11 protein-coding genes, 5 tRNA genes and 1 pseudogene are annotated in these 12,305 nt (G+C 53.6%); 1 reads left to right on the top strand and 16 read right to left on the bottom strand.

Annotated elements, in window-relative coordinates; translation table 11 throughout:
• Nucleotides 1–213: 213 nt before the first annotated feature.
• From rplA to H2Z33_RS06555, 10 genes and pseudogenes are all read right to left on the bottom strand, one after another.
• Nucleotides 214–918: a 50S ribosomal protein L1 gene (rplA, locus tag H2Z33_RS06510; protein WP_006810530.1), complete on the bottom strand. Its 705-nt coding sequence runs from the start codon at nt 916–918 to the stop codon at nt 214–216.
• Between the two features lie 3 nt (nt 919–921).
• Nucleotides 922–1,350 (bottom strand): 50S ribosomal protein L11, encoded by a 429-nt coding sequence (gene rplK / locus H2Z33_RS06515; RefSeq protein ID WP_003862340.1) that lies wholly within the window; start codon nt 1,348–1,350, stop codon nt 922–924.
• Nucleotides 1,351–1,506: 156 nt separating this feature from the next.
• Entirely contained in the window at nt 1,507–2,052 is a 546-nt protein-coding gene (gene nusG / locus H2Z33_RS06520; protein ID WP_003862341.1) for a transcription termination/antitermination protein NusG, read from the bottom strand.
• 1 nt (nt 2,053) lies between these two features.
• Nucleotides 2,054–2,437: a preprotein translocase subunit SecE gene (secE, locus tag H2Z33_RS06525; protein WP_003862342.1), complete on the bottom strand. Its 384-nt coding sequence runs from the start codon at nt 2,435–2,437 to the stop codon at nt 2,054–2,056.
• A 227-nt stretch (nt 2,438–2,664) separates the two neighbouring features.
• Nucleotides 2,665–2,745, bottom strand: coding sequence for a hypothetical protein (locus H2Z33_RS23565; RefSeq protein WP_000340867.1), 81 nt, complete (start codon nt 2,743–2,745; stop codon nt 2,665–2,667).
• Between the two features lie 2 nt (nt 2,746–2,747).
• Nucleotides 2,748–4,003: pseudogene (gene tuf / locus H2Z33_RS06535) on the bottom strand (elongation factor Tu); the annotation flags it as partial.
• 118 nt (nt 4,004–4,121) lie between these two features.
• Nucleotides 4,122–4,197 (bottom strand) — tRNA-Thr (locus H2Z33_RS06540).
• 6 nt (nt 4,198–4,203) lie between these two features.
• A tRNA-Gly gene (locus H2Z33_RS06545) sits at nt 4,204–4,278 on the bottom strand.
• Between the two features lie 116 nt (nt 4,279–4,394).
• A tRNA-Tyr gene (locus H2Z33_RS06550) sits at nt 4,395–4,479 on the bottom strand.
• Between the two features lie 8 nt (nt 4,480–4,487).
• Nucleotides 4,488–4,563, bottom strand: a tRNA-Thr gene (locus H2Z33_RS06555).
• A 317-nt stretch (nt 4,564–4,880) separates the two neighbouring features.
• Between H2Z33_RS06555 and coaA the strand changes: the two genes are divergently transcribed.
• On the top strand, nt 4,881–5,831 hold the full coding sequence (coaA, locus tag H2Z33_RS06560) for a type I pantothenate kinase (protein WP_015569977.1): 951 nt from the start codon (nt 4,881–4,883) through the stop codon (nt 5,829–5,831).
• A 42-nt stretch (nt 5,832–5,873) separates the two neighbouring features.
• On the opposite strand, the gene dppF is transcribed toward coaA, so the two are convergent.
• From dppF to H2Z33_RS06590, 6 genes are all read right to left on the bottom strand, one after another.
• On the bottom strand, nt 5,874–6,887 hold the full coding sequence (dppF, locus tag H2Z33_RS06565) for a dipeptide ABC transporter ATP-binding subunit DppF (protein WP_017383568.1): 1,014 nt from the start codon (nt 6,885–6,887) through the stop codon (nt 5,874–5,876).
• Nucleotides 6,884–7,867 carry a dipeptide ABC transporter ATP-binding protein gene (gene dppD / locus H2Z33_RS06570; RefSeq protein ID WP_063134724.1) on the bottom strand — a complete coding sequence of 328 codons (984 nt, stop codon included), beginning with the start codon at nt 7,865–7,867 and terminating at the stop codon, nt 6,884–6,886. Before dppD ends, dppF begins: the two co-directional genes overlap by 4 nt.
• Nucleotides 7,868–7,877: 10 nt before the next feature.
• The gene (gene dppC / locus H2Z33_RS06575) at nt 7,878–8,780 is read right to left on the bottom strand and encodes a dipeptide ABC transporter permease DppC (protein ID WP_017383569.1); all 903 of its coding nucleotides are present in this window, start codon (nt 8,778–8,780) and stop codon (nt 7,878–7,880) included.
• 9 nt (nt 8,781–8,789) lie between these two features.
• Complete coding sequence (dppB, locus tag H2Z33_RS06580) at nt 8,790–9,809, bottom strand: dipeptide ABC transporter permease DppB (protein ID WP_006810536.1); 1,020 nt, start codon at nt 9,807–9,809, stop codon at nt 8,790–8,792.
• A gap of 161 nt (nt 9,810–9,970) precedes the next feature.
• A complete protein-coding gene (dppA, locus tag H2Z33_RS06585; protein WP_003860756.1) occupies nt 9,971–11,578 on the bottom strand; it encodes a dipeptide ABC transporter periplasmic-binding protein DppA in 1,608 nt (535 codons plus the stop codon).
• 621 nt (nt 11,579–12,199) lie between these two features.
• Nucleotides 12,200–12,276, bottom strand: a tRNA-Pro gene (locus H2Z33_RS06590).
• Between the last annotated feature and the right edge of the window lie 29 nt (nt 12,277–12,305).

The raw sequence follows: 12,305 nt of genomic DNA on the forward strand, positions 1-12,305 counted from the left end.
AATACGGTGAGCAGAAACAAGCCAGAGTATTTAAAATAATCTTAGCGTTCTGTCACCGTCTACGCAGGGGATTAAGTTTCTTGCGAAACACCTGCGGTCTTCGACGGAGGCCTGGATAGGCCAGGCTCCAACGAACAATTCTTTTAGCCGCTAACTTTTGTTAGCAAACGTGGGGGTAAGATTGTAGACAAAATCACCGCCCACGTAAAGGCATTAGTTTGCAGCAGCGCTCAGGCCAGCCTGGTCAACTGCAACACCTGCACCCATGGTGGTGGAGATGCTAACTTTCTTGATGTACACGCCTTTCGCCTGAGTTGGTTTTGCTTTTTTCAGCGCAACCAGCAGAGCTTCCAGGTTTTCTTTCAGTTTGTCAGCGTCAAAGTCCACTTTACCGATGGTGGTGTGGATGATGCCGTTTTTGTCGTTACGGTAACGAACCTGACCTGCTTTAGCGTTCTTAACTGCTTCAGCAACGTTAGGCGTTACAGTACCCACTTTCGGGTTTGGCATCAGGCCGCGTGGACCCAGAACCTGGCCCAGCTGGCCAACAACGCGCATTGCATCTGGAGAAGCAATAACAACGTCAAAGTTCATTTCGCCTTTCTTGATCTGATCAGCCAGATCTTCCATACCTACCAGTTCAGCGCCGGCAGCTTTAGCAGCTTCAGCGTTTGCACCCTGAGCAAATACAGCTACGCGTACGGAACGGCCAGTACCGTGTGGCAGTACAGTTGCGCCACGAACGTTCTGATCGGATTTACGAGCGTCGATGCCCAGGTTAACGGCAACGTCAACGCTTTCAACGAACTTAGCAGTTGCCAGTTCTTTCAGCAGAGCGATAGCTTCGTTGATGTCGTACTGTTTGGTCGCATCAACTTTGTCACGGATCACGGACATGCGCTTGGTCAGTTTAGCCATTTCTTAGTCCTCCACTACCAGGCCCATGGAACGTGCAGTACCTTCGATGGAGCGAGTCATCGCTTCAATGTCGGAACCAGTCATGTCGGCAGCTTTGGTCTGCGCGATTTCCTGCAACTGAGCGCGGGAAATTTTACCCACTTTGTCTTTGTTCGGCTTACCGGAACCAGACTTGATGCCCGCTGCTTTCTTCAGCAGAACTGCTGCTGGAGGGGTTTTGGTAACGAAAGTGAAAGAACGGTCAGCGTAAACAGTGATTACAACTGGGATTGGCAGACCTTTTTCCATGGATTCAGTTTTGGCGTTGAACGCTTTACAGAATTCCATGATGTTCACACCCTGCTGACCCAGAGCTGGACCAACTGGTGGACTTGGGTTCGCCATACCTGCTGCAACCTGCAGCTTGACGTAGGCTTGTACTTTCTTAGCCATTCTAAAATCCTCTGATTGGGTAATAACGCCTCGGAGAGGCTCCCCGTGAATAAAATTCGTTTTACGGGCCGGGGCCCATAAAAACAAAAGGCGCGAAATTGTATTCCAATCTCGCGCCCTGTGCAACGATTAAATCGTCGCTTTTTTGATCGCTGCTTAGGCTTTTTCTACCTGAGCAAAGTCCAGCTCTACCGGGGTCGCACGACCAAAGATAGAAACGGAAACTTTCAGGCGGGACTTCTCGTAGTCCACTTCTTCGACGACGCCATTGAAGTCAGCAAACGGACCGTCGTTAACACGAACCATCTCACCCGGTTCAAACAGCGTTTTCGGACGCGGTTTATCACCAACCTGCTGGAGGCGGTTCATAATCGCATCAACTTCTTTGTCGCTGATTGGCGCCGGACGGTCAGATGTGCCGCCGATAAAGCCCATCACGCGTGGTACGCTGCGCACCAGGTGCCAGCTCGCGTCGTTCATCACCATCTGAACCAGCACGTAACCCGGGAAGAATTTACGCTCGCTTTTGCGACGTTGGCCGCCACGGATCTCAACCACTTCTTCGGTCGGAACCATAACTTCGCCAAATAACTCTTCCATATTGTGTAATTTGATATGCTCACGCAGCGACGTAGCTACGCGGCCTTCAAAACCGGAAAACGCCTGAACGACGTACCAGCGCTTTTTAGGGGCTTCAGACATCTCAGAACCTCAGGCCAGTGATAAAGGATACCAGGCGAACCAGAATACCATCCAGTCCCCACAGGATCAGTGACATTACAGCGGTTACCGCCGCTACAATCAGCGTGGTGTGCAATGTTTCCTGGCGAGTCGGCCAAATGACCTTGCGGACTTCGGTACGCGCTTCGCGGGCAAACGCAACGGTCGCTTTGCCTTTCGTCGTCAACAGCGCGACACCACCCGCCGCAGCAATCAGAATTACCACTGCAAGCGCGCGTAGCGGCAGCATCATGTCACGATAAAGATAGTTGCCGACAATCGCCACAATCAGCAGCACGGCTACAACTACCCATTTCATCGCTTCCAGGCCGCGCCCGCTCCCTTGAGCTTCGGTATTCGCACTCATAAACCAACCTGTCAGAAGTATTCTACAAACATTTTCACCCCGCGTGTGCGAGGCAAACCAATCGAAATGCTATTCGCTTTTCGTATTATACGCTCTCCGCAGAGCCTGTCTCAGCAATGATTATGACAAAATTAATCACTGATGAGCCAGGTTCTGATGTGAAAGCGTGCAAAAAGGGCATCAAATGATGCCCTTTTATTGCGCATTGCGTCAAATGTTATCAGCGATTAGCCGAGAACTTTAGCAACAACGCCCGCGCCAACGGTACGGCCGCCTTCACGGATTGCGAAACGCAGACCGTCGTCCATCGCAGAACTTTAGCAACAACGCCCGCGCCAACGGTACGGCCGCCTTCACGGATTGCGAAACGCAGACCGTCGTCCATCGCGATTGGGTGGATCAGCGTCACAACCATCTTGATGTTGTCGCCTGGCATTACCATCTCTACGCCTTCTGGCAGTTCGATGGTACCGGTCACGTCAGTTGTACGGAAGTAGAACTGTGGACGGTAGCCTTTGAAGAACGGAGTATGACGGCCGCCTTCGTCTTTGGACAGAATGTACACTTCAGATTCGAACTTGGTGTGTGGCTTGATTGAGCCTGGCTTCGCCAGAACCTGACCACGTTCGATTTCTTCACGTTTGATACCACGCAGCAGAACACCAACGTTCTCACCAGCACGGCCTTCGTCCAGCAGTTTGCGGAACATTTCAACGCCAGTACAGGTAGACTTCGCAGTCTCTTTGATACCAACGATTTCAACTTCTTCACCCACTTTGATGATACCGCGCTCTACACGACCGGTAACAACGGTACCACGACCGGAGATGGAGAATACGTCTTCGATTGGCAGCAGGAATGGCTTGTCAATCGCACGCTCTGGTTCTGGGATGTAAGAATCCAGGTAGCCAGCCAGTTCGATGATTTTCGCTTCCCACTCTGCGTCGCCTTCCAGCGCTTTCAGCGCGGAACCACGAACGATTGGAGTGTCGTCGCCTGGGAAATCGTACTGAGACAGCAGTTCACGAACTTCCATCTCTACCAGTTCCAGCAGCTCTTCGTCATCAACCATGTCGCATTTGTTCAGGAACACGATGATGTAAGGAACGCCTACCTGACGACCCAGCAGGATGTGCTCACGAGTCTGAGGCATAGGGCCGTCAGTCGCAGCAACAACCAGGATCGCGCCGTCCATCTGCGCAGCACCGGTGATCATGTTTTTAACATAGTCGGCGTGGCCTGGGCAGTCTACGTGTGCGTAGTGGCGAGTCGGGGTGTCATACTCAACGTGAGAGGTGTTGATGGTGATACCACGAGCTTTTTCTTCTGGTGCGTTATCGATCTGGTCGAAAGCACGAGCAGCACCGCCGTAGGTTTTAGCCAGTACGGTCGAGCTTTTTCTTCTGGTGCGTTATCGATCTGGTCGAAAGCACGAGCAGCACCGCCGTAGGTTTTAGCCAGTACGGTAGTGATTGCAGCGGTCAGCGTTGTTTTACCATGGTCAACGTGGCCGATAGTACCGACGTTAACGTGCGGTTTTGTACGTTCAAACTTTTCTTTAGACATCGATTGTCCCTCTAAGACACGGATAAATCGGTGATATCACCACATCAACCAGGCGAAAATGCCTGAACTGTTGAATACATTTACATTGAAACAGAGAGAAAGGGAGGGAGAAGTGAAGTGGTGCTGATACCCAGAGTCGAACTGGGGACCTCACCCTTACCAAGGGTGCGCTCTACCAACTGAGCCATATCAGCACGTATTGGAGCGGGCAGCGGGAATCGAACCCGCATCATCAGCTTGGAAGGCTGAGGTAATAGCCATTATACGATGCCCGCATCCTGAAACTCGGCTACCCAGTTCTTTCTGTAACAAAAAAAGAGATTTCTCTCTTTTCTGTTCGAGCTGGTCAATTTTTCCAACCAGCTCCGGCGGCGTTGTCGCTGCCAGAAAGTGGTGGTGGGGGAAGGATTCGAACCTTCGAAGTCTGTGACGGCAGATTTACAGTCTGCTCCCTTTGGCCGCTCGGGAACCCCACCGGACTTGATGGTGCCGACTACCGGAATCGAACTGGTGACCTACTGATTACAAGTCAGTTGCTCTACCTACTGAGCTAAGTCGGCATCAAGTAGCGCGCATTCTATGGAGACCTGCGCAGTCATGCAACTAAAAAATTGCATAAAACGTTCTTTCGCTCACATTTTATTCGAAACCAGGGCTAACCGCTGTAAATTCATCCGCTCACGGTTAAAAATTCAACATGAACGCCTGATTTCGGCACGCTATAGCCCCAGGTGATGCCTGCCCGGTTAAGCATCGCTTTCCCATATTTTTTCTTATTATTCCTCTCATCTGGTGTTAACCTCCTGCCCATTGTCCAAAATTAACTATGTGATGAGCCCGCACCCGCCGTTTCGTGATGGTTCACAGAAGCATGCTTATGAGCAAAAAAGAGCAAACGTTAATGACGCCCTATCTTCAGTTTAACCGTAGCCAGTGGGCAGCCCTGCGTGACTCCGTCCCTATGACACTGACGGAAGGTGAAATCGCACGGCTAAAAGGGATAAACGAAGATCTCTCCCTGGAAGAGGTGGCAGAAATCTATCTCCCCCTCTCTCGCTTGCTTAACTTCTATATCAGCTCCAATTTGCGTCGTCAGGCCGTACTGGAACAGTTCCTCGGCACGAACGGTCAACGTATTCCTTATATCATCAGTATTGCGGGCAGCGTGGCAGTGGGTAAAAGTACCACCGCGCGCGTGCTACAGGCGCTGCTGAGCCGCTGGCCGGAACACCGCAGCGTGGAGCTGATCACCACCGACGGCTTCCTGCATCCCAACGAGGTGTTGAAAGAACGCGGCCTGATGAAAAAGAAGGGCTTCCCGCTCTCTTATGATATGCACCGCCTGGTAAAGTTTGTTTCAGATCTAAAATCGGGCGTACCTCACGTTACCGCGCCGGTTTACTCGCATCTGATCTACGACCGCATCCCGGATGGCGACAAAACGGTTGTGCAGCCCGACATCCTGATTCTGGAAGGCTTAAACGTCCTGCAAAGCGGGATGGATTATCCTCACGATCCGCATCATGTGTTTGTCTCTGACTTTGTCGATTTCTCAATTTATGTCGATGCGCCGGAAGATTTGCTGCAACGCTGGTATATCAACCGCTTCCTGAAGTTCCGCGAAGGGGCGTTCACCGACCCGGATTCCTACTTCCACAACTACGCCCAGCTCTCTGAAGAAGAGGCTATCAGCGTGGCGACCGGGCTGTGGAATGAGATCAACTACGTCAACCTCAAAGAGAACATCCTGCCGACGCGCGAACGCGCAAGCCTGATCCTCACCAAGAGTGAGAAACACGCCGTCGACCAGATTCGTTTACGGAAATAGATCTCAGACGTAAAAAAACCGGCTTAGCGCCGGTTTTTTTATTTATGCCTGCGGCTTTTCGCCGTTTTCATCCTGATCGACCGCGAAGCAGGCCACCAGCTGTCCGCCATAATCCTTCAGCTGTGGCTGCAACTGCGTGCACGGACCGAAGCGGCGACGGCAGCGGGCGTTGAACGCACATCCCGGCGGTGGGTTAAGCGGGCTTGGCAACTCGCCGGTCAGCTTAATGCGCTCCCGGCGGTCATCCGGGTTCAGTCTCGGCGTTGCAGACAGCAGCGCCTGCGTATACGGATGACGCGGGTTAGTAAAGATCTGATCTTTCGTCCCCTTCTCCACGCAGCGTCCCAGATACATCACCATCACCTCATCGGCAATGTGCTCAACCACGGACAGGTCATGGGAGATGAAGACGTACGACAGTCCCAGATCCTGCTGTAAATCCATCATCAGGTTAAGCACCTGCGCGCGAACGGACACGTCAAGCGCTGAGACCGGCTCATCGGCAATCACCACGTCCGGGTCAAGCATCAGCCCACGGGCGATGGCAATACGCTGACGCTGACCGCCAGAGAACATATGCGGGTAACGATCGTAATGCTCGGTTTTAAGCCCCACCTTCGCCATCATCGCCAGCGCTTTTTCACGACGCTGCTCTTTGCTCAGATTGCTGTTAATCAGCAGCGGCTCTTCCAGAATCTGCCCCACTTTTTTACGCGGGTTTAAAGAACCGTACGGGTTCTGGAACACAATCTGGATTTTTTGACGACGCAGCTTCTGCGCCTGCGGATCGTGCTTGAGCAGATCCTGGCCCTGATAGTAAAGCTCGCCGCCGGTTGGCGTTTCGATCATCGTCAGCAGACGGCCCAGCGTGGATTTCCCACAGCCCGACTCCCCTACGACCGCCAGCGTTTTACCGCGTTCAAGGCTGAAGGAGACGCCGTCCAGCGCTTTTACCAGGCGCTCGGGGGCAAAAATCCCCTTCTTCACCGGGTAATGTTTTTTCAGGTCGATAGCCTGCAACAGCGGCTGTTGCGTGGTGGCCTCGTGCGTACTCATAGTGTTGGCCTCCCGGCATCATCGAGTGGGTAGTGGCATTTTGACTGCCGACCATCGGCCAGCAGATTCAGCTCTGGCTCCTCGGCGCGGCATTTATCCGTCGCATACGGGCAGCGCGGATTCAGCAGGCAGCCCTGCGGACGGTCATATTTACCCGGAACCACACCCGGCAGTGACGCCAGACGCGCTTTGTCCTGGGCAAACTCCGGCAGCGCGCGCAGTAACGCCTGCGTATACGGGTGACGCGGCGCGCGGAAGATATCATGCGAACTTCCGGTCTCCACCACCTGACCCGCGTACATCACGATGATTTTGTGTGCCGCTTCCGCCACCAGCGCCAGGTCGTGCGTAATCAGCACCAGCGCCATATTCTCTTTTTGCTGCAACTCCAGCAGCAGCTCGATGATTTGCGCCTGGATGGTTACGTCCAGCGCGGTAGTTGGTTCATCCGCAATCAGCAGTTTTGGTCGACAGGCAATCGCCATGGCGATCATCACGCGCTGGCTCATGCCGCCGGAAAGCTGATGCGGGTAAACGTCCAGACGCGATGCTGGGTCAGGTATCCCCACCAGGTTCAGCAGATCGATAGCACGCTGACGACGGGTTTTCTTGTTGCCGCCCTGATGCACCTTAATGGCTTCCATAATCTGGAAACCGACGGTGTAGCATGGGTTCAGGCTGGTCATGGGGTCCTGGAAGATCATCGCCACTTCCGCGCCCACCAGCTGGCGGCGCTGTTTTTCGGAAATGCGTTTCAGATCCTGACCGTTGAACTCCAGATTTTCCGCCATCACGCGGCCGGGGTAGTCAATCAGCCCCATAATCGCCAGCGAACTCACTGACTTACCGGAGCCCGACTCTCCTACAATCCCGACCACTTCGCCCTGATTAACGCTGTAGCTGATGCAGTCCACGGCGCGAAACGGTGTGCCTTCGTCGCCAAAGTGCACGGATAATTTATCTACATTTAATAACGCCATCTCGTGCCTCTTACTGCTTCAGTTTGGGATCAAGTGCATCACGCAGACCGTCACCCATCAGGTTAAATGCCAGCACCGTCAGCAGAATCGCCAGACCCGGGAAGGTGACGACCCACCAGGCGCTTTGCGCGAACTGCAACACGTCGGAGAGCATGGTGCCCCACTCCGGTGTTGGCGGCTGCGCACCCATGCCAAGGAAGCCAAGAGCGGCCATATCAAGAATGGCGTTAGAGAAACCGAGCGACGCCTGAACAATCAGCGGCGCAAGGCAGTTTGGGAAGATATTGATAAACATCTGACGCATAGCACCGGCACCCGCCACGCGAGAGGCGGTAACGTAGTCGCGGTTCACTTCCACCAGCACCGCCGCACGGGTCAGACGCACGTAATGCGGTAGCGCAACAAACGTCAGCGCAAGCGCGGCGTTACCAATCGACGGACCAAAGATCGCCACCAGCACCAGCGCCAGCAGCAGGCTTGGCAATGCCAGCATAATGTCGACGACGCGCATGATGATGTTATCAACAATGCCACCGAAGTAGCCTGCCACCAGGCCGAGTACGATCCCCATGATCAGCGACAGTACGACAACGAGGCAGCCAACCAGCAGCGACAGGCGTGCGCCGTACATCAGGCGCGACAGCACATCGCGGCCCACGTCGTCGGTGCCCAGCAGGTGCGTCAGGCTTCCGCCGTCCTGCCATGCAGGAGGTGCCAGCAGCGCATCGCGGAACTGATCAGCCGGGTTATACGGCGCAAGAAAGTTCGCAAACACCGCAATCAGGATCATGATGGAAACATACACCAGCCCGACGACCGCGCCTTTGTTGCGCTTGAAGTAGTGCCAGAACTCCTGCATCGGCGTCATTGGCACCGGTGCGGTGACCACTTTATTTTGAGTAACTTGTGACATGATGGCCCCTTACTTCTTATGACGAATACGCGGGTTCACCACGCCGTACAGCAAATCGACCAGCAGGTTGACGAGGATAATCATCGTCGCGACCAGCAGTACACCGCCCTGCACAACCGGATAGTCACGGCGTTGCAGCGCATCAATCAGCCAGCGTCCAAGACCCGGCCAGGAGAAGATGGTTTCGGTCAGGATCGCCCCCGCCAGCAGCGTACCGACCTGCAAACCGATAACGGTCACCACCGGCAGCATAGCGTTACGCAGGGCATGAATGATGATGACGCGCATACGGGTCAGGCCTTTAGCGCGGGCTGTACGAATATAATCCTCGCCCAGCACTTCCAGCATGGAGGAACGGGTCATACGCACGATCACCGCCAGAGGGATGGTGCCCAACACCATTGCAGGCAGGATCATGTGCGCAACCGCATCAATGAAGTTGCCCTCTTCGCCCCAGATCGCCGTATCAATCAGCATAAAGCCGGTTAACGGGTTGGTGTCGTCAAGGAAAACCATGTCGCTGACGCGTCCGGAGACCGGCGTCAGGTTCCACTGCACCGAGACCAGCATGATCAGCATCATGCCCCACCAGAAGATAGGCATAGAGTAGCCGGTCAGTGCCAGGCCAACAGCGGTGTGGTCGAAAATAGAGCCACGCTTAACGGCAGCCAGTACGCCAACGGGGATCCCTACCGCGGTCGCGAAGATCATGGCGCAGATACCGAGTTCCAGCGTCGCTTTAAAGCGCGGTACGAACTCGTCCCACACCGGAAGACGGCTTTTCAGTGAAATCCCTAAATCGCCGTGCAACACGCCCCAGATATAGTGGAGATACTGCTGCCACATCGGCTTATCAAGGCCGAGTTCAGCCAGCAGTTGCGCATGACGTTCAGGGGAGATACCACGCTCGCCTGCCATAATCATTACCGGGTCACCCGGGATCATATGGACGAAGGCAAAAGTGAGAAGGGTGATACCGATAAACGTCGGGATAACCAGTCCCAGACGTCGGAGGATGAACTGCAACATAACCCGGATTCTCTCTGATGACGCACGCCCAGTGGCGTGACGTCTGTATTGCTCACAAATGTAAATTCCCTCTCCCTGTGGGAGAGGGTTAGGGTGAGGGGGTGCATGCACGACCCTCACCCCTGCCCTCTCCCAAAGGGAGAGGGAGAACACCCTACTTATTATTCAACAGACACGTTTTCGAAGTGGTGTTTGCCCAGTGGATCGACCACGTAGCCCTTCACTTCTTTACGCACTGGCTCGTACACGGTGGAGTGAGCAACAATCAGCGCCGGAGCCTGATCGTGCATGACAACCTGAGCTTGCTTGTACAGTTCAATACGTTTGTTGTGATCGTCGGTCGCACGCGCCGGCTGGATCAGATCTTCAAACGGCTTGTAGCACCAGCGAGAATAGTTTGAACCGTCTTTCGCTGCCGCACAGCTGAACAGGGTCGCGAAGAAGTTGTCCGGATCCCCGTTGTCGCCGGTCCAGCCCATCATGACCGCCTGGTGTTCGCCCGCTTTAGCGCGCTTCAGGTACTCGCCCCACTCGTAGGTCACAATTTTGGCCTGTACGCCAATCTTCGCCCAGTCAGCCTGAACCATTTCCGCCATACGACGTGCGTTCGGGTTGTAAGGACGCTGTACCGGCATCGCCCACAGCTCGACGGTGAAGCCTTTGTCCTGGCCCGCTTCTTTCAGCAGCGCTTTCGCTTTCTCAGGATCGTAGGTGTAGTCCTTAATGTCGTCGTTATAACCCCACATGGTTGGTGGGATCAGGTTCTTGGCCGCAACGCCCGCGCCCTGGTAAACGGCTTTGATGATCGCTTCTTTGTTCACCGCGTAAGTCAGCGCCTGACGCACTTTCACGTCATCGAACGGTTTCTTCTCGGTGTTGAAGGAGAGATAACCCACGTTCAGGCCCGCCTGCTCCAGCAGGTTGATATTTTTGTCCTGCTTCATGCGCGCGATGTCAGCCGGGTTTGGATACGGCATCACCTGACATTCGTTTTTCTGCAATTTTGCGTAACGCACGGATGCGTCAGGCGTGATGGAGAAGACCAGACGGTCGATCTGCGGCTTGGTGCCCCAGTAGCCCGGGAAGGCTTTATACAGAATACGGGAATCTTTCTGGTACTGAAGCAGCTGGAACGGGCCGGTACCGATTGGGTTCAGGTCCACTTTTTCCGGCGTGCCGGCTTTCAGCATGTTGTCAGCGTACTCTTTAGAGAGAATCGAGGCGAAGTCCATCGCCAGGTCAGCCAGGAATGGCGCTTCCGGACGCGTCAGCACAAACTGAACGGTTTTATCGTCCACTTTTTTCACTTCAGCGATCAGGTCTGGCAGACCCATCCCTTCGAAGTATTCATAGCTGCCGCCAGACACTTTATGGTACGGATTCTGGGCATTTTTCTGACGGTCGAAGGAGAACACAACGTCGTCGGCGTTAAAGTCGCGCGTAGGTTTAAATTCTTTGCTGTCCTGCCACTTCACGCCCTGGCGCAGGTGGAAGGTATAGGTTTTACCGTCTTCGCTGATATCCCACTTTTCAGCCAGGCCAGGAATTACTTCCGTGGTGCCGGTTTTAAATTCAACCAGACGGTTATAGATCGGTACAGAGCTTGCGTCGTAAGTCGTACCAGAGGTAAAGAGCTGTGGGTTAAAGCCTTCCGGAGAGCCTTCAGAACAGTAAACCAGGGTTTTTGCCTGTACGCTTGCTGCAACGGTCATGGCCACCAGGCTCAGACCAAGCTTCAGCATCCCTGACTTCTTCAAGGAAATACTCATTATTGTGCTCCAATGTGATGTTTTGCTTTGTTGTGTTACGCCGCCTGACCTTTATTTATTTTTTACCCGGTCCGGTCGGTGATGCCCGAAGGCGTTAAAAGGGATAGAGAATCCTTTCAGAAGAGCGTTTGAGTTGCAGCGCAGATCCTCCCTGAAATGCCCCTCGTGCCCTACAATCTGTCAACAGAATGTGAAAACGTCAATACAGGTGGCGGGGATTTACGTGGAGTGTGAGAAACCGCAAACAAAGATTAAAAAAACCCTGACCGTGAGTTTTCAGCAGAGAAATTTATGCTACTCGCCATGATGCAGCACAATTATCTTCATATTTCGCAACACTCAGTGATTAAGTTTTATTCAGAATGGGTAAATTTTCTTACAGAATGGTGATTATCTGAGCACTAAATACCGCGAACGTTAAAACGCACAGCGAAAAATGCTGAGGTTATCCATAAGCAACGCGAAAAAAGATCAAACTATATATAAAAAAATACAATGGATTATGTCACAAAACCGCAAGCAGGCAGGGGGAAGCAGGGCTAAGGGGTATTTTGAGGACTCGTGCGGGGTAACGCGTTAATGCAAAAAGGGCTAACCTTGCGGTTAGCCCTTTTTAGAATGTGGTCGGCGAGAGAGGATTCGAACCTCCGACCCACTGGTCCCAAACCAGTTGCGCTACCAAGCTGCGCTACTCGCCGAATGCGGAGCGCATCTTACTGCTGAGGTG

It is taken from the genome of Enterobacter sp. YSU (assembly GCF_016082135.1).
Lineage (GTDB): Bacteria > Pseudomonadota > Gammaproteobacteria > Enterobacterales > Enterobacteriaceae > Enterobacter > Enterobacter hormaechei_C.